General features: G+C 74.0%; 14 protein-coding genes. 10 read left to right on the forward strand and 4 right to left on the reverse strand.

The window, feature by feature from the left end:
- Window positions 1-19: 19 nt before the first annotated feature.
- Complete coding sequence (locus SGA01_RS15440; protein ID WP_141297071.1) at window positions 20-1,714, reverse strand: IclR family transcriptional regulator domain-containing protein; 1,695 nt, start codon at window positions 1,712-1,714, stop codon at window positions 20-22.
- 182 nt (window positions 1,715-1,896) lie between these two features.
- On the opposite strand from SGA01_RS15440, the gene SGA01_RS15445 reads away from it, so the two are divergent.
- The 9 genes from SGA01_RS15445 (at window position 1,897) to SGA01_RS15485 (ending at window position 11,249) form a co-directional block, all read left to right on the forward strand.
- Entirely contained in the window at window positions 1,897-2,655 is a 759-nt protein-coding gene (locus tag SGA01_RS15445) for a CoA transferase subunit A (protein ID WP_141297072.1), read from the forward strand.
- Window positions 2,652-3,338 carry a 3-oxoacid CoA-transferase subunit B gene (locus SGA01_RS15450; protein WP_141297073.1) on the forward strand — a complete coding sequence of 229 codons (687 nt, stop codon included), beginning with the start codon at window positions 2,652-2,654 and terminating at the stop codon, window positions 3,336-3,338. The genes SGA01_RS15445 and SGA01_RS15450 overlap by 4 nt, the downstream gene beginning before the upstream one ends.
- Complete coding sequence (locus SGA01_RS15455) at window positions 3,335-4,516, forward strand: thiolase family protein (protein ID WP_141297074.1); 1,182 nt, start codon at window positions 3,335-3,337, stop codon at window positions 4,514-4,516. Before SGA01_RS15450 ends, SGA01_RS15455 begins: the two co-directional genes overlap by 4 nt.
- A 9-nt stretch (window positions 4,517-4,525) precedes the next feature.
- Entirely contained in the window at window positions 4,526-5,278 is a 753-nt protein-coding gene (gene pcaH, locus SGA01_RS15460; protein ID WP_141297075.1) for a protocatechuate 3,4-dioxygenase subunit beta, read from the forward strand.
- A complete protein-coding gene (pcaG, locus tag SGA01_RS15465) occupies window positions 5,275-5,850 on the forward strand; it encodes a protocatechuate 3,4-dioxygenase subunit alpha (RefSeq protein ID WP_141297076.1) in 576 nt (191 codons plus the stop codon). Before pcaH ends, pcaG begins: the two co-directional genes overlap by 4 nt.
- Entirely contained in the window at window positions 5,837-7,252 is a 1,416-nt protein-coding gene (pcaB, locus tag SGA01_RS42070; protein ID WP_229918461.1) for a 3-carboxy-cis,cis-muconate cycloisomerase, read from the forward strand. Before pcaG ends, pcaB begins: the two co-directional genes overlap by 14 nt.
- Window positions 7,249-8,436, forward strand: coding sequence for a bifunctional 3-oxoadipate enol-lactonase/4-carboxymuconolactone decarboxylase PcaDC (gene pcaDC / locus SGA01_RS15475; RefSeq protein ID WP_141297077.1), 1,188 nt, complete (start codon window positions 7,249-7,251; stop codon window positions 8,434-8,436). Before pcaB ends, pcaDC begins: the two co-directional genes overlap by 4 nt.
- Window positions 8,437-8,484: 48 nt before the next feature.
- Complete coding sequence (locus SGA01_RS15480; RefSeq protein ID WP_141297078.1) at window positions 8,485-9,663, forward strand: 4-hydroxybenzoate 3-monooxygenase; 1,179 nt, start codon at window positions 8,485-8,487, stop codon at window positions 9,661-9,663.
- 191 nt (window positions 9,664-9,854) lie between these two features.
- A complete protein-coding gene (locus SGA01_RS15485) occupies window positions 9,855-11,249 on the forward strand; it encodes an NAD(P)/FAD-dependent oxidoreductase (RefSeq protein WP_141297079.1) in 1,395 nt (464 codons plus the stop codon).
- Window positions 11,250-11,273: 24 nt separating this feature from the next.
- On the opposite strand, the gene SGA01_RS15490 is transcribed toward SGA01_RS15485, so the two are convergent.
- From SGA01_RS15490 to SGA01_RS15500, 3 genes are all read right to left on the reverse strand, one after another.
- Window positions 11,274-11,966 (reverse strand): response regulator, encoded by a 693-nt coding sequence (locus tag SGA01_RS15490; protein ID WP_141297080.1) that lies wholly within the window; start codon window positions 11,964-11,966, stop codon window positions 11,274-11,276.
- A gap of 1 nt (window position 11,967) precedes the next feature.
- On the reverse strand, window positions 11,968-13,116 hold the full coding sequence (locus SGA01_RS15495) for a sensor histidine kinase (protein WP_141297081.1): 1,149 nt from the start codon (window positions 13,114-13,116) through the stop codon (window positions 11,968-11,970).
- Window positions 13,117-13,180: 64 nt separating this feature from the next.
- A complete protein-coding gene (locus tag SGA01_RS15500) occupies window positions 13,181-15,424 on the reverse strand; it encodes an MMPL family transporter (protein WP_141297082.1) in 2,244 nt (747 codons plus the stop codon).
- 280 nt (window positions 15,425-15,704) lie between these two features.
- On the opposite strand from SGA01_RS15500, the gene SGA01_RS15505 reads away from it, so the two are divergent.
- Window positions 15,705-17,192 (forward strand): SulP family inorganic anion transporter, encoded by a 1,488-nt coding sequence (locus SGA01_RS15505; RefSeq protein ID WP_141297083.1) that lies wholly within the window; start codon window positions 15,705-15,707, stop codon window positions 17,190-17,192.
- The last annotated feature ends 20 nt before the right edge of the window (window positions 17,193-17,212 follow it).

Below are 17,212 nucleotides of genomic sequence, written 5' to 3' on the forward strand. Positions count from 1 at the left end.
GCCGGTGGGCGCCCGAGCCTCACGAGACGCGTACGGGGGACCACCGGCTCACCGCGGCGAGGTCGGCGCTGATCGCGGCCGCCGTCCCGAGGAGGTGGGGGAGCAGCTCGGCGAGGCTCTCCTCCGCGGGGCAGCGGCCCGCGTGCAGCGCCACGTTCACGGCGGCGACCACCCGGCCCCGGCCGTCCGTCACCGGCGCCGCGAGCGAGCGCAGCCCCTCCTCCAGCTCCTGCTCCACCCATCCGTAGCCGCGCCGCGCGGTCTCGGCGACGGCCTCGGCCAGTGCCTCGGGTGTCGCCACCGTGCGGGGCGTCAGCGCTTCCGGCCGCAGGCTCGCGAGGGCCGCCGCGCGCTCCTCCTCGGGCAGGGCGCCGAGCAGGACCCGGCCCATCGAGGTGGCGTAGGCGGGCAGGCGGGTGCCCACCCTGATGTCGATGTGCATGATCCGCGAGCTCGCGACGCGGGCGACGTAGCGGATGTCCTCCCCGTCCAGGACCGCGACGGACGCCGACTCGTGGACCCGGACCACCAGTTCGGCGAGGTGCGGGGTGGCGATCTCGACGAGCGTGAGGCCCGACACGCGGGCGTGACCGAGCTCCAGGACACGGGGGAGTACGCGGAAGCCGTCCTCGTCCTCCCGCACGTAGCCGAGGTGGCACAGGGTGATCAGCGCCCGCCGGGCGGTGGCGCGGGGGAGGTCCGTCAACCGGGCGAGCTCGGACAGCCTGGCCGGGCCGCGGACCGCGCCGAACGCGCACAGGACGTCCAGGCCGCGCGCGAGCGACTGCAGGAACCCCGCGCCCAACTCCTCCTTGAGCGCCGCCGTACCGGGACCGGCGGGCGGCTCGCCCCGCTCCGCCGAGGAGACCGCGGCGAGGGCGCCCTCCATGGCCGCGACGGCCGCGCGCAGCGGCGGCAGGGCGACGGCGGCGAGGGAGTCGATGTCGTGACGGCTCGTGTGGCTGACCACGCTGACCGCGCAGACGACGGCCCCGGCCTTGTCGTGGACGGGCAGGGCGACGGCGATCAGTCCGGCCTCGATGAGCTGGTCGTCGGCGGCCCAGCCGTCCGTACGGCTTCGGTCCGCGCGGGCGCGGAAGCCGGCCTCCACGGCGTCCGTCGACCCGTCGCCGCCCTCGCTCCCGTCGGTCCCGGAGGGCGTACGGGGCGGGACGGCCGGGAAGGCGGAGTCCAGCGGGTCCTCCCGGTGCCGGGCCCGCCACGCCTCCCACTCCGCGTCCGACCAGTCGGCGGCGAACAGCGCCCCGGGCGCGCAGCGTTCGGCCGGGAGCACGTCCCCCGCGCGGAAGGAGATGGCCATGGCGCGCCGTCGCGCGGCCTGCGCCACGAAGCGCACCCCGTCCCCGTCGGGGACAGCGACGGACACGGACTCGTCGAGCGCGTCGGCGAGGGCGACGGCGTGCGGCCCGACGGCCTCCGGGAGCCCGGTCGAGGACAGGTAGGCATTGCCCAGCTCCGCCGCGCGCGGCGCGAGCAGCAGGTCGCGCTCCTCGGCGCGGACGTACCCGAGCCGCAGGAGCGTCGTGGCGACCCGGTCGACGGTCGACCGGGCGAGCCCCGTGGCGCGGGCGAGATCGCCGGGGCGGTGGCGGTTCCCCGGTCCGGCGGCCACCGCGCGCAGGACGGCGAGTCCACGCCCCAGCGGCCCGACGAGCTCCTCCGGGGGCTCGTCCGACTCCGTGCGCTGCGCCATCGTCTGGCCTCCTCCTGTTGGTCGCGAGCCGGTCACGATGTCGGGTCACGACGCGGAAACCGTACCCGGCCCCGTTGACACGGCCCGAAGCGTGGGCCGACACTCACCCCGCGTTCGTTGATGAACATAAGTTCACCAGGCGAACGCATGCGCCGTCAATCCTCAGTGAAACGGGTCGTTACATGGACAAAGTGGTGACATCCGCCGCAGACGCGGTGGCGGACATCGGAGACGGCGCCTCACTCGCCGTCGGAGGCTTCGGGCTGAGCGGGGTGCCGGACGTCCTCATCCGGGCCCTGCACGCCCAGGGCGCCGGCCGGCTGAGCGTCGTGTCGAACAACTGCGGCGTCGACGGCGGCGGTCTCGGCATCCTCCTCGCCGACGGCCGCATCGTCCGTGTGACGGGCTCCTACATCGGCGACAACAAGGAGTTCGCCCGCCGCTACCTCGCCGGCGAACTGGAGCTGGAGCTCACCCCGCAGGGCACCCTCGCCGAGCGGCTCCGCGCCGGCGGCTGCGGCATCCCCGCCTTCTTCACCCCCGCCGGCGTCGGCACCCAGGCCGCCGACGGCGGACTGCCCTGGCGGTACGCCCCCGACGGCGGCGTGGCGGTCGCCTCCCCGCCCAAGGAGATCCGCGAGTACGACGGCCGCCCCCACGTCCTCGAACACGGCATCACCACCGACTTCGCCCTGGTCCGCGCCGCCCGCGGCGACCGCCACGGCAACCTCGTCTTCCGCCGCTCCGCCCGCAACTTCAACCCGCTCGCCGCCATGGCCGGCCGGATCACCGTCGCCGAGGTCGAGGAGCTCGTGGAGCCGGGCGAACTGGACCCCGACGCGATCCACCTGCCCGGTGTGTTCGTGCAGCGGGTCGTGGCACTGACCCCCGAAGAGGCCGCCGCCAAGGGCATCGAGCGAAGGACGGTACGCACACGATGAGCTGGACCAGGGACGAGATGGCGGCCCGCGCCGCCCGCGAGCTGACCGACGGCTCGTACGTCAACCTCGGGATCGGACTGCCGACCCGGGTCCCGGGCTTCCTCCCCGAGGGCGTCGACGTCGTCCTCCAGTCGGAGAACGGCCTCCTCGGCGTCGGCCCGTACCCCTACGAGGACGAGGTCGACCCCGACCTGATCAACGCCGGCAAGGAGACCGTCACCGTCCTGCCTGGCTCCTCCTTCTTCGACTCCTCCCTCTCCTTCGGGATGATCCGCGGCGGCCACATCGACATCGCCGTCCTCGGCGCCATGCAGGTCTCCGCCCGCGGCGACCTCGCCAACTGGGCCGTCCCCGGCCGGATGGTCAAGGGCATGGGCGGCGCCATGGACCTCGTCCACGGCGTCCGGCGGGTCGTCGTCCTCACCGAGCACACCGCCAAGGACGGCTCACCGAAGATCGTCGACACCTGCACGCTGCCGCTCACCGGCCGTGCCTGCGTCCACCGGATCATCACCGACCTCGGCGTCCTCGACGTCACCGAGGACGGCCTGGTCCTCGTGGAGACCGCACCCGGCGTGAGCGTGGACGAGATCGTCCGCCGCACCGGAGCGCCCGTCTCCGTACCCCCGGCCCTCACCGCACCCGCCACCGCGACGACCGTCCCCCTGGAGGAGACCCCGTGACCAAGGACGTCTACATCGTCGACGCCGTACGGACCCCCGTCGGCCGCTACGGCGGCGCGCTCGCCGGCGTCCGCCCGGACGACCTCGCCGCCCACGTCCTGCGCGCCCTGCTCGACCGTACGCCCGCGCTCGACCCGGCCCGGATCGACGACGTGATCCTCGGCAACGCCAACGGCGCCGGCGAGGAGAACCGGGACGTCGCCCGCATGGCCGCGCTCCTCGCCGGACTGCCCGTCACCGTCCCCGGCGTCACCGTGAACCGCCTCTGCGGCTCCGGTCTTGAGGCCGTGATCCAGGCCTACCGCGCCGTCGCCGTCGGCGACGCCTCCGTCGTCCTCGCCGGCGGCGTCGAGTCGATGAGCCGCGCCCCGTGGGTGCTGACCAAGCCCGACCGCGCCTACCCCGCCGGCCACCAGGAGCTCCACTCCACGACCCTCGGCTGGCGCATGGTCAACCCGCGCATGCCCGCCGAGTGGACCGTCTCCCTCGGCGAGGGCGCCGAACTCGTCGCCGAGAAGCACGCCATCGGCCGCGAGGCACAGGACGCCTACGCCCTCGCCAGCCACGCCAAGGCCGCCGAGGCCTGGTCCCGCGGCGCCTTCGACGCCGAGGTCGTCCCCGTCGCCGGCACCGGCCTCGACCGCGACGAGTCCGTCCGCGAGGACAGCTCCCTCGCCGCCCTCGCCCGCCTCAAGCCCGTCTTCCGCGAGGACGGCACCGTCACCGCGGGCAATGCCTCCCCCCTCAACGACGGTGCCTCCGCCCTCCTGATCACCGACGAGGCAGGCCTGCGCGCCACCGGCCGCGAACCCCTCGCCCGGATCACCGCCTCGGCCGTCAGCGGCATCGAACCGCAGTACTTCGGCCTCGGCCCCGTCGAAGCCACCCGGCGCGCGCTGTCCCGCGCCGGCCGCACCTTCGCCGACCTCTCCACCCTGGAGCTCAACGAGGCCTTCGCCGCCCAGGCCCTCGGCTGCCTCGCCGAGTGGCCGGAGCTCGACCCCGCCCTCGTCAACCCCCAGGGCGGGGCCATCGCCCTCGGACACCCCCTCGGCTCCTCCGGAGCCCGCCTCGCCGGAACCGTGGCCCACCGGCTCGCAGCGCTCGGCTCAGGCACCGGCCTCGCCACGCTCTGCATCGGCGTCGGCCAGGGGCTCGCCCTCGTACTGGAAAGGTGACAGGACGTCATGACACCGACACAGCAGGACATCTCGCGAGAGATCGACGGCGAGCGGCAGGACTACCTCGCCGCCGGCCAGGTGCGCCACCACCCCGCCCGGGACTACGCCCCCTACCGCAGCAGCGCGCTGCGCCACCCCCTCCGGCCGCCGGTCACCGTCCACGACCCCGAGGCCGTCGAACTCTCCGGACCGGTCTTCGGCGTCACCGACGTCACCGAGACAGACGCCGACCTCACCCTGGCCCACACGGGGGAGCCGCTCGGCGAGCGGATCACCGTCACCGGCCGCGTCCTCGACCGCGCCGGACGGCCCGTCCGAGGCCAGCTCGTCGAGCTGTGGCAGGCCAACGCCGCCGGCCGCTACGCCCACCTCCGCGACCAGCACCCGGCGCCGCTCGACCCGAACTTCACCGGCTTCGGACGCTGTCTGACGGACGACCGGGGCGCGTACTCCTTCACCACCATCAAGCCGGGGGCCTACCCCTGGCGCAACCACGACAACGCCTGGCGCCCCGCGCACATTCACTTCTCGCTCTTCGGCACCGCGTTCACCCAGCGGCTCGTCACCCAGATGTACTTCCCCGGCGACCCGCTCTTCGCCTACGACCCGATCCTCCAGTCCGTCACCGACGACGCGGCGCGCGAGCGGCTCGTCGCCACCTACGACCACGACCTGTCCACCCCCGAGCGGTCGCTCGGCTACCGCTGGGACATCGTCCTCGACGGTCCCGCCGCGACCTGGATCGAGGAAGGCCGATGAGCCGCGACCCCCGGACCGTCCTCCCCACGCCCTCGCAGACCGTCGGGCCCTTCTACGGCTACGCCCTGCCCTTCCCCGGCGGCCCCGACATCGCACCCGCCGGACACCCCGACACCCTCACCGTCCACGGACACGTGTACGACGGCGACGGCGCCCCGATCCCCGACGCGATCGTGGAGATCTGGCAGCCCGGCCCCGACGGCGACCGCTCAGGAGCCCCCGGCTCCCTCCGGCGCGACCCCGTCACCGGCGGGTACGCGGGCCGCGACGGCGTCACCTTCACCGGCTTCGGGCGGATCGCCACCGACGCCGACGGACACTGGGCCGTCAGGACCCTCCCGCCGGGCGGAGCCCCGTACCTCTCCGTCTGCGTCTTCGCCCGGGGCCTGCTCCACCACCTGTACACCCGGATCTACCTGCCGGGCCCGGCCACCGACGCCGACCCACTGCTCGCGGGCCTCGCACCCGAGCGGCGCGCGACCCTCCTCGCCACGGAGGACAGGCCCGGCGTCCACCGCTTCGACATCCGCCTCCAGGGCGCCGAAGAGACGGTGTTCCTTGACTTCCGCTGAGCCCCCCGGCACCCACGGGTACGACACGGGCCTCGGCACCGACGGGTACGACGTAGGCCTCCTCGCCCCCGTCAGCGCGGGCACCGCCGCCGAACGCGCCACCGGCGACCGCGCCTTCCTCCAGGCGATGCTCGACGCCGAGGCCGCCCTGACCCGGGCGCAGGCCGCCCTCGGCCACGCCCCCGGCCCGGCGGCCGAGGCCGTGACGGAGGCGGCCCGAGCCGACGGGTTCGACACACGCGACCTCGCGCTGCGCGCCCGCGCCGGCGGCAACCCGGTCATCCCGCTCGTCACCGCGCTCACGGCCGCCGTCCCCGCGCACGCCGCGCCGTACGTCCACCGGGGCGCGACCAGCCAGGACGTCCTGGACACCGCCACGATGCTGGTCGCGGCCCGTACCCTCCCCCTGATCACCGCCGAACTGCACCGGGCCGCCGAGGCGTTCGGGCGCCTCGCCGCCGCCCACCGGGACACCCCCATGGCAGGCCGCACCCTGGGCCAGCACGCCGTCCCCACCACCTTCGGGCTCAAGGCCGCCGGCTGGCGCCATCTCGCCCTCGACGCGGCCGACCGGCTCACCGCGCTGCGCCTCCCCGCCCAACTGGGCGGCGCGGCGGGCACCCTGGCCGCCTTCGCGTACCTGGCGGGCGCGCCCGACAGCGGCCCCGAGCTCTCCGAGCGCTACGCGGCCGAACTCGGACTCGCCGCACCCGTCCTGCCCTGGCACACCCTGCGTACCCCGATCGCCGACCTCGCGACGGCGCTCGCGTTCACCACCGCAGCCCTCGGCAAACCCGCCGCGGACGTCCTCCTGCTCGCCCGCACCGAGACCGCAGAACTCGCCGAGGGCAGCGGCGGCGGCTCCTCCGCCATGCCGCACAAGAGCAACCCCGTCCGCGCCACCCTCGTCGCCTCGGCCGCCCGCCAGGCCCCCGCGCTCGCCGCCGTACTCCTCGGCTCGCTCGCCGCCGAGGACGAGCGGCCCGCCGGCGCCTGGCACGCCGAATGGCAGCCCTTGCGGGACCTGCTCAGGCTCGCGGGCTCCGCCGCCCACCACACCGCCGAACTCGCCGAAGGACTCCGCGTCCGTCCCGACCGGATGCTGGAGAACCTGCACCGCACCCGCGGGCTCGTCACGAGCGAACGCCTCGCCGCCGCCCTGGCGGACGTCCTCGGCCGGGCGGAGGCCCGCGCCCTCCTCGACCGGCTCTCCCGGCGGGCGGCGGAGGAGGACCGAGAGCTCGCGGAGCTCCTCGTGGCCGCCCCCGAGCTGATCGGCCGGATCACCTCCGAGCGGCTCCGCACTCTCGCGGACCCGGCCTGCGCCACCGGCGCGGCCCCCCTGCTCGTCGACCACGCCCTGCGGAGGCAGCCCTCCGCCGACCCGGAAGGCCGCCCGTGACCACGCTTCCCCACCACCGGATCGACGGCCCCGCCCACGCGCCCGTCCTGATCCTCGGCCCGTCCCTCGGCACCTCGCTCGCCGTCTGGGACGCCCAGGTCCCCGCCCTCGCCCGCCGCCACCGGGTCGTCCGCTACGACCTGCCCGGCCACGGCGGCACCCTCGCCGGGGCCCCGGCCGACACCGCCCCCGGCGCCACCCGCGTGGCCGACCTGGCCGCCCTCGTCCTCGCCCTCGCCGACCACCTCGGCGCCGAACAGTTCGCCTACGCCGGGATCTCCCTCGGCGGCGCCGTCGGCGCCCACCTCGCCGCCCACCACCCGGAGCGGGTCACCCGTCTCGCCCTCGTCTGCTCCTCCGCCCGCTTCGGCGAGCCCGCCGGCTGGCACGAGCGGGCCGCCCTCGTACGCGAGAAGGGCACCGACGCCGTGGCGCCCGGGGCCCTCGCGCGGTGGTTCACCCCCGACTTCGCGGGCACGCACACCGCCGACCGCCTCCTGGACGACCTGCGCGCCGCCGACGCCGAGGGGTACGCGGCCTGCTGCGACGCCCTCGCCGCGTACGACCTCCGCGCCGCACTGCCCCGCATCGCCGCGCCCACACTGGTCCTCGCCGGGCGCGCCGACACGGCCACGCCCCCCGCGCACGCCCGCGAACTCGCCGACGGCATCCCCGACGCGAGCCTCCTCGAACTCGCCGGCGCCGCCCACCTCGCCCCCGCCGAACGCCCCGAAGCGGTCCTCTCCGCGCTCCTCGGCCACTTCGTCGCCCCCGACTCCGACTCCGACTCCGACTCTGACGACAACCGGTACGCCGAGGGCATGGCGGTCCGCCGGGCCGTCCTCGGCGACGCCCATGTCGACCGGGCCGTCGCCCGCACCACCGACTTCACCGCCGACTTCCAGGACTACATCACCCGGTGCGCCTGGGGCGAGATCTGGACCCGGCCCGGCCTCGACCGGCGCACCCGCAGCTGCCTCACCCTCACCGCCCTGATCGCCCACGGGCACCAGGAGGAGCTGGCCATGCACGTCCGCGCCGCGATCCGCAACGGGCTCACCCCCGAGGACATCAAGGAGGTGCTGCTGCACTCCGCCGTCTACTGCGGGGTGCCCGCGGCCAACTCCGCCTTCGCCACCGCGCAGCGCGTCCTCACCGAGGACGGCACCCCGCTCACGCTCTGACCGCCCGACCCCGCATCCGCCTCCCCCTCACGCTCACGGAGACCACCCATGCCCCGCACCACCGTCGGCATCATCGGAGCCGGACCGGCCGGCCTCCTCCTCTCCCACCTGCTGCACCGGCAGGGCATCGACAACGTCGTCCTCGAACTCCGCGACCGGACCTACGTCGAGCGGCGCCAGCGCGCCGGCATCCTCGAACAGGACACCGTCGACGTCCTGCGCCTCTCCGGCGCCGGCGCCCGCATGGACCGGCAGGGCCTGGAGCACCACGGCATCGAGCTCCGCTTCGACCGGCGCTCCCACCGCATCGACTTCCCGTCCCTCACGGGCGGCCGGTCGGTCATGGTCTACGCCCAGACCGAGGTGGTGAAGGACCTCATCGCCTTGCGCGAGGAGGCCGACGGCACGATCCTCTTCGAGGCCGAGGCCCTGTCCGTCGACGGCATCGAGACCGACCGCCCCGCCGTCCGCTACCGCCACGACGGCGCCGAGCACACCCTCGACTGCGACTTCGTCGTCGCCTGCGACGGCTTCCACGGCATCGGCCGGCGCTCCCTGCCCGAGGACGTCCTCACCGTCACCGAGCGCACCTACCCCTTCTCCTGGCTCGGCATCCTCGCCGACGTCGCGCCCTCCTGCGACGAGCTGATCTACGCCCATCACGAGCGCGGCTTCGCCCTGCACAGCATGCGCTCGCCCGAGGTGAGCCGCCTCTACCTCCAGGTCGATCCGGACGACTCCACGGACAACTGGCCGGACGAGCGCATCTGGGACGAACTGGAGGCCCGCTTCGCCGTCGACGGCGACTGGGAGCTGAAGCGCGGACCCATCACGGAGAAGAGCATCACCCCGATGCGCAGCTTCGTCGCCGAGCCCCTGCGCCACGGGCGCCTCTTCCTGGCCGGGGACGCGGCCCACATCGTGCCGCCCACCGGAGCCAAGGGCCTCAACCTCGCCGTCGCCGACGTGACCCTGCTCGCCCAGGCCCTCACCCGCCACCACACCCGGGGCGACGAGTCGCTGCTCGACGCCTACTCGGAGACCGCCCTGCGCCGTGTGTGGCGGGCCGAGCACTTCTCGTACACGATGACGACCCTCCTGCACAGCAGCCCGGACGACAACGACTTCGACCGCGCGCTGCGCCTCTCGCACCTGCGCTACCTCGCGAACTCGGCCGCGGCCTCGGCCTCGCTCGCGGAGAACTACGTGGGCTTCAGCGACAACTGACGCAACGTCATCCCACTCGGCAAGGGCGGCCGCGCGAAGCGGCCGCCCTCTCCGTGCTCCCCGCCGACCTGCGGAAACGGCGGCGCCGAGGGCTTATGTCAACACCATTGACCTTGATGCGTGCGGAGAGGTCTCATGGCGGCACCTCGCAGGCCCCACCTCACCTCCGCGATCTCAAGGAGCCCGCCGTCATGGACCCCCTCGCCTCGCTGCGGGACGCCCGGCCGACCCCGTTCTGGCTCGACAGTCCCGAGAAGCCGCAGCCCTCGCCCGCCCTCGTCGGCGCGACCACCTGCGACCTCCTCGTGGTCGGCGGCGGCTACACCGGCCTCTGGACGGCCCTCGTCGCCAAGGAGCGGGACCCCTCGCTCGACGTGGTCCTCGTCGAGGCCGAAGAGGCCGGCGGCGCCGCCTCCGGGCGCAACGGCGGATTCGTCGAGTCCAGCCTCACCCACGGCCTCCACAACGGCCTCTCCCGCTGGCCCGACGAGATCGGCCTCCTGGAGCGCCTCGGCCGCGAGAACCTCCAGGCCATGGAGGACACCCTCGTACGCCACGGCATCGACTGCGACTGGGAGCGCACCGGCTCCCTCGCCGTCGCCACCGAGCCCTACCAGGCCGCCCTCCTCCAGGAGGAGGCCGAGACCGTCGCCCGGTACGGCGGCGCGTCCGAGTACCTCGACGCCGAAGCCGTACGCGCCGAGATCGACTCCCCGACCTTCCTCGCCGGTCTGTGGAACAAGCACGACGTGGCCATGGTCAACCCGGCCCGCCTCGCCTGGGGCCTCAAGCAGGTCTGCCTGCGGCTCGGCGTCCGCGTCCACGACCACACCCCCGCCCTCTCGCTCGACGAGCGGGGCCACACGATGGACGTCCGCACCCCCTACGGCCGGATCACCGCCCACAAGGTGGCCCTCGCCACGAACGCCTACCCCTCCCTGCTCCGCCGCCACCGCCCGTACACCGTCCCTGTCTACGACTACGCGCTCATGACGGAACCGCTCACCGACGCTCAACTCGCCTCCGTCGGCTGGCGGAACCGGCAGGGCTTCGCGGACATGAACAACCACTTCCACTACGTCCGGCTCTCCGCCGACAACCGCATCCTGTGGGGCGGTTACGACGCGATCTACCGCTACAACGGACGCGTACGCCCCGAGTACGACCAGCGGCACGAGACGTTCGCGACCCTCGCCCGCCACTTCTTCACCACCTTCCCCCAGCTGGAAGGGGTGCGCTTCAGCCACACCTGGGGCGGCGCGATCGACATGAGCACCCGCTTCTGCGTCTTCTTCGACACCAGCCACCGGGGCAAGGTCGCCTACGCCGCCGGCTTCACCGGCCTCGGCGTGGGGGCGACCCGCTTCGGCGCGGAGGTCGTGCTCGACCTGCTCGACGGCGCCCGCACCGAACGCACGTCGCTGGAACTGGTCCGCCGCAAGCCGCTGCCGTTCCCGCCCGAACCGGTCCGCTCGGTGGGCATCGGCATCACCCAGTGGTCCATGACCCGCGCGGACCACTCCGGAGGCCACCGCAACCTCTGGCTGCGCACCCTGGACCGCCTGGGCCTCGGCTTCGACAGCTGACCCCGCCCACCTTCCCCTGCCGCCCTACCCGCCGGCCCGCCCCTCGCGGTCCGGCAGGAGGCCCTGCTCCAGGGCCACGACCACCGCGCGCGTGCGGTCGCCGACGTCCAGCTTCGCGAAGACACGGAGGAGATGGGTCTTGACCGTCGCCTCGGCGATGACGAGACGCCTGCCGATCTCGGCGTTGGACAGGCCGTCGGCCACCGCCCCCAGCACGTCCTGTTCGCGCGCGGTCAGGACGACCGGGGCGGGGCGGCGCATCCGGGCGACCAGGCGCTCGGCGACGCGCGGGGCGAGGACGGTCTCGCCCCGGGCGGCGCCGCGTACGGCCTCGGCCAGCTGCTCGGCCGTGGTGTCCTTCAGCAGGTAGCCGATGGCGCCGGCCTCCACCGCCCGCTCGATCTCGACGTCGGTGTCGTACGTGGTGAGGATGAGCACCCGGGTCGGGGCCGGACCGGACGCGATCGCGACGGTCGCCGCGACCCCGTCCATGACCGGCATGCGCAGGTCGACGAGGGCCACGTCGGGCGTCAGCCGCTCGACGAGTGCGACACCCGCCCGGCCGTCGTCCGCCTCGCCGACGACCGCGATGTCCGGGACGGGCGCCAGGAGCGCGACCACTCCGGCGCGCATCACGGTGTGGTCGTCGACGACCACGACCCGGATCGGGGCCGGGTCCGTGGTCGCCGGAGTCTGCGCTTCGTGTGCTGCGGGCATGTCAGGACTGTCCGTTCGTGTGGAAGGTCGCGAGGACGCGGGTGCCGTCCCCGACCGAGCTCGTCACCGTCAGTTCGCCGTCGAGTTCGGCGAGCCGCTTGCGCATGCCGTCCAGGCCGAAGCCGCTCGACTCCTCGACCACGAAGCCCCGCCCGTCGTCCGTGATCTCCAGCTCGATGGCGTGCGGGAACTGGGCGAGGACCACACCGACGGTGCTCGCGTCGGCGTGCTTCCGTACGTTCGCCAGCGACTCCTGCGTACAGCGCAGCAACGCGATCCGCGTCTGCTGGTCGCAGTCGACGTCCTCGGGCAGCTCCGCCTCGACCGTGACCCCGGTGTCCTGGGCGAACCGCTCCAGGGTGCGGCGCAGCGTCGGCACCACCGAGCCGGGGGTCAGCCCGCTGTGCGGCGCCCTGCCCACCAGTACCCGCGCCTCGGCGAAGTTCTCGCGGGCGGTCCGCTCGATGGAGCGCAGCTGCTGGGCGGTGCGCTCCGGATCGCCGCCGAGACCGGCCCGGGCCGCCTCGGCGAGGACGATCACGGAGGCGAACCCCTGGGCGAGGGTGTCGTGGATCTCGCGGGCCATGCGCTCCCGCTCGTCGGCCGCTCCCTGGCGGCGATGGGCGTCCGCCAACTGCTCCTGGGCCAGGGAGAGTTCGGCGGCCAGTGCGGTGGCGCGGGATTCGCTGTCCGCGATCAGGCGGTGGAGCAGGACGCCCGCCAGGACCGAGATCGCGTAGCCGGTCAGCGCCGCGACCGCGTTCCCCGGCGAGTCGCGCAGGAGGCTCCCCGCCGCGGTGGCCGCTGCCGCGCCCCCGCTGAACACGATCGCGGCCCGCCGCCCGAGGGGCTGGAACCAGAACTGGGGGAGCGCGACGATCAGCAGGGCCGCGCCGCCGCCCGGGAGGGCCGCCATCACGCCGAGACCGGCGGCCAGGGCGCCCAGGTAGACGGGCGTGTGGTCCCGGGCGCGATGGACGGCCGTATAGGCGAGGGCCAGGCCGACCAGGGCGAGGGAGGCCCACTTCGCGGGCCCCGAGTCGTTGCCGACGGCGATGACCGAGGGGATCAGGCCCAGGAGCAGCCAGGCAGCGGTGTACCAGCGTCGGAGGGCGGTGAGCGCCGGGCGCTCGGGCGTCTGCTCGCTCATCGCTTGAGCCATCCTCTCTCTCGTCCCCTCGGTCGTCTTTTCGGCCGTTCGCTCGGTCATTCGATCAGCCTACGGACACCGGCTGACGCTCCGTCCGCTCGGGCCCGCCGGTGCGGCGCATTCCGCGCGAGGGCCACCAGTTGGCCTCGCCGAGCAGCAGCATCAGGGAGGGCAGCACCAGGATGCGGATCACGAAGGCGTCGAGGAGGACGGCGACCGCCAGGCTGAACCCGATCTGCTTCATCTCGATGAGGTGCAGTGCGGCGAAGCTGGCGAAGACGGTCACCATCACCACGGCCGCGCTGGTGACCACCCCGGCGGAGGAGGACAGGCCGTCGAGGACCGCCTGCCGGGTCGGGGTGCCCTGGAGGCGTGCCTCGCGGATCCGGCTGATCACGAACACCTGGTAGTCCATGGAAAGACCGAAGAGGATCACGAAGAGGAAGAGCGGGACCCGCGAGCCGATCGAGCCCGTGGACGTGAAGTCGAGGAGCCCCTCGGCCCATTCGTTCTGGAAGACCAGGACCAGCACGCCCAGCGAGGCGAACGCGGAGAGCAGGTTGAGGACGACGCCGACGAGGCCGAGGACCACCGACCGGAACGCCCACACGGTCATCAGGAAGGTGACCAGCAGCAGCGCCCCCACGATGAGCGGCAGCTTGCGCTTCTGGTGGGCGGGGTAGTCGGCGTAGCGGGCGACCTCGCCGGTGACGGCCACCTCCGCGCCGGGCAGCGCGCCCACGGTCGCCGGGACGAGGCCGCCGCGGAGCCGTTCGAGCGAGATGCGGGCCTCGGGACTGTTCACGGAGCGGTGGACGGGCATCTCCAGGAGGGTGGTGCGGCGGTCGGCGGAGGTGCGCACGACGGGCTCGCCGCCGATCGCGGGGTCCTCGGCCGCGGCGCGGTCGGCGAGTTCCCGCAGGGCGCCGGCGACCTCCCCGGCCTGCTCGGCGTCCGCTCGTACGACGACCTGGTGCATCGACCTCAGCTCGGGGTACGCGGTCAGCAGCCGGTCGTAGACGCGCATGGCGGGAATGGCGCGGGAGTGCGTCTCGCGGCTCATCTCCGTGATGGTGATGTTCAGGACGGGCAGGGCGAGCGCGACGAGGGCGAGGCAGGAGACGGCGAGTGTCACGGCGGGGTGCCGGGCGACGGGGCGGAGGATCGCGGCGGTGATCCGTCCGCCGCCGGCGCGGGCCGGGCCCGAGCGACGGGAGACACGGCGGCGTACGGGCCTGCCGGCGGCGGCGCGGGCCGCGGCCTTCGCCTCCTTGCGGACCCTGCGGCGTTCGGCGCGGGCGCCGAGGAGGGCGAGGAGCGCCGGCAGGACGGTCAGCGAGCTCAGGACGGCGACCAGGGTGACGAGGACGGCGCCGGTGGCGATGGACGAGAAGATGACGTCGTCGGCGAGGTAGAGCGTGGCACTGGAGACGGCCACGGCCAGCCCGGAGACGACCACGGCCCGGCCCGAGGTCGCCGCGGCGAGCTCCACGACGGCCTGCGCGTCGAGCCGCCCGCCGACGGCCCCGGCCCGCTCCTCGCGCTCCCGCTTGAGGTAGAAGAGGGTGTAGTCGACGCCGACCGCCAGGCCGATCAGCAGGATGACGTTGGTGCCGACCCCGGCGTCCGGGAAGACGTGCGAGGCGACCATCGACAGGCCGACGGCGGCCACGATCGAGGACAGCGCGAGCAGCAGCGGTACGACGGCCATGACGACCGAGCCGAAGACGATCAGCAGCGTGATCAGGGTGACGGGCAGCGCGATGACCTCGGTACGGGCGAGGTCGTCGCCGCGGAGCTTGTCGACGCCCTTGCCGATCGAGGGGCTGCCGACCTCCTCGACGACCAGCCGCGGGTGCGCGGCTTGGACCTCGGCGGTCTGCGCGAGCAGCGCGTCGACGTGCTGCTTCCCCTCGAACTCGGCACCGCGCATGGTGACGTCCACCCGCAGCGCGGTCCGCCGGGCGTCCGCGACCGGTTCGGCCACGGACAGTACCTCGGGCAGCTGCCGCATCCGGGCGACGACGTCCCGCGCGGCGGCGTCCGCCTCGGCCCGGTCGAAGGCGCCGGTCCCCGGCGCGGCCTGGACGATGATCCGCTCCAGCGGCTTCTGCTGGAGCCCGCCCTGCGCGGCGAGGGCCTCGGCGCGGCCGGCCTCGCCGATGCGGAAGTCCTCGGTGGTGGCGGGGTTGGCCCCGAGGGCCAGACCCGCGCCGAGGCAGAGGGCCACGAAGAGGATCCAGCCGATCAGTGCGCGCCAGGGGTGGCGGGCGCTGTACCGGGCCATGCGTACGGTGGGGTTCGTCATGCGTCCCAGCCTGGCCGCCGACGCCATCGCGCCGACAGGCTCGCCCGGTTGAACCTCGTGTCCACCGGTCGGTGGACAAGGAGGCGGGGGGAGCCGGCGCCGGAGGTGCGCGGCCGGGCTCCGAGGAGCCCGGTCCGGACCCCACGGTAGAGTTGCCCGTTCCCTTCTCCCGCCCCCTCTGCGTACCAGCGCGACGCGGGGCCGCACGCCCCCGCCCGCCCACGGCGGGTGTGCCCGAGCACGACAGGTTCCCGTTCCCTTGTCCTCCTCCGTTTCCGTCGTGTCCCCGGTCGCGCGCCTGCGCGGCCTGAAGCCGGACTGGCTGCGCGACCCCAGGGTCTGGCGTACCGAGGTGCTCGGCGGCCTGGTCGTCGCGCTCGCGCTGATCCCCGAGGCGATCTCGTTCTCGATCATCGCGGGAGTGGACCCGGCGATCGGACTCTTCGCCTCCTTCACCATGGCCGTGGTGATCTCCGTCGTCGGCGGCCGACGGGCCATGATCTCCGCCGCGACCGGCGCCGTCGCCCTCGTCATCGCGCCCCTGAACCGCGAGCACGGCCTCGGTTACCTGATCGCCGCCGTCATCCTCGCCGGTGCCTTCCAGATCGTCCTCGGAGCGCTCGGGGTCGCGAAGCTCCTGCGCTTCGTCCCGCGCTCGGTGATGGTCGGCTTCGTCAACTCCCTCGCGATCCTGGTCTTCATGGCCCAGATCAAGGAGCTCCGGGACGTGCCCTGGGCCGTCTGGCCGCTGCTCGCCGCCGGGTTCGCGCTGCTCGTGTTCTTCCCCCGCGTGACCACGGCCGTCCCGGCCCCGCTGGTCTCGGTCGCCGTCCTCACCGCCGTCACCGTCGCCGCCGGGATCGCGGTCCCGACGGTCGGCGACAAGGGTGCCCTGCCGTCCACCCTGCCCGTCCCCGGCCTGCCCGACGTGCCGTACACGCTCGACACGCTCACGCTGATCGCCCCGTACGCGCTCGCGATGGCGCTGGTCGGCCTGATGGAGTCGCTGATGACGGCCAAGCTGGTCGACGAGATCACCGACACCCGCTCCAGCAAGACCCGCGAGTCGATCGGCCAGGGCATCGCCAACATCGTGACCGGCTTCTTCGGCGGCATGGGCGGCTGCGCGATGATCGGCCAGACGATGATCAACGTCAAGGTCTCCGGCGCCCGCACCCGCCTGTCGACCTTCCTGTCCGGCGTGTTCCTGATGGTGCTGTGCATCGTCTTCGGCCCGGTCGTCTCCGACATCCCCATGGCCGCCCTCGTCGCCGTCATGGTGATGGTCTGCTTCGCTCAGTTCGACTGGCACTCCCTGGCCCCGAGGACGCTGCGCCGACTGCCCACCGGGGAGATCGCCGTCATGGTGATCACCGTCGTCTGTGTGGTGGCCACCCACAACCTCGCCGTCGGCGTCGTCTGCGGCTCGGTCACCGCCATGGTGATCTTCGCCCGGCGCGTCGCCCACCTCGCCGACGTCACGGCCGTCACCGACCCCGACGGGACCACGGTCGTCTACCGCGTCACCGGCGCGCTGTTCTTCGCCTCCTCCAACGACCTCGTCGGCCGTTTCGCGTACGCCACCGACCCCGGCAAGATCGTCATCGACCTGTCCGCCGCGCACATCTGGGACGCCTCGTCCGTCGCCGCGCTCGACGCCGTCGAGGCCCGGTACGCCCAGCGCGGCAAGACCGTGGAGATCATCGGCCTCAACGAACCCAGCGCCGCCCTCCACGAGAAGCTCAGCGGCGAACTCACGCCCGGGTGAGGACCACCGGCCCGGTGACC

It is taken from the genome of Streptomyces gardneri (assembly GCF_006539185.1).
Classification (GTDB): Bacteria; Actinomycetota; Actinomycetes; order Streptomycetales; family Streptomycetaceae; genus Streptomyces; species Streptomyces gardneri.

Bases quoted from the DNA above. Each gene is read 5' to 3' on its own strand.
- SGA01_RS15440 (WP_141297071.1), bottom strand. From the start codon at position 1,714: ATGGCGCAGCGCACGGAGTCGGACGAGCCCCCGGAGGAGCTCGTCGGG.
- SGA01_RS15445 (WP_141297072.1), top strand. From the start codon at position 1,897: ATGGACAAAGTGGTGACATCCGCCGCAGACGCGGTGGCGGACATCGGA.
- SGA01_RS15450 (WP_141297073.1), top strand. From the start codon at position 2,652: ATGAGCTGGACCAGGGACGAGATGGCGGCCCGCGCCGCCCGCGAGCTG.
- pcaH (WP_141297075.1), top strand. From the start codon at position 4,526: ATGACACCGACACAGCAGGACATCTCGCGAGAGATCGACGGCGAGCGG.
- pcaG (WP_141297076.1), top strand. From the start codon at position 5,275: ATGAGCCGCGACCCCCGGACCGTCCTCCCCACGCCCTCGCAGACCGTC.
- SGA01_RS15480 (WP_141297078.1), top strand. From the start codon at position 8,485: ATGCCCCGCACCACCGTCGGCATCATCGGAGCCGGACCGGCCGGCCTC.
- SGA01_RS15485 (WP_141297079.1), top strand. From the start codon at position 9,855: ATGGACCCCCTCGCCTCGCTGCGGGACGCCCGGCCGACCCCGTTCTGG.
- SGA01_RS15490 (WP_141297080.1), bottom strand. From the start codon at position 11,966: ATGCCCGCAGCACACGAAGCGCAGACTCCGGCGACCACGGACCCGGCC.
- SGA01_RS15495 (WP_141297081.1), bottom strand. From the start codon at position 13,116: ATGAGCGAGCAGACGCCCGAGCGCCCGGCGCTCACCGCCCTCCGACGC.
- SGA01_RS15500 (WP_141297082.1), bottom strand. From the start codon at position 15,424: ATGACGAACCCCACCGTACGCATGGCCCGGTACAGCGCCCGCCACCCC.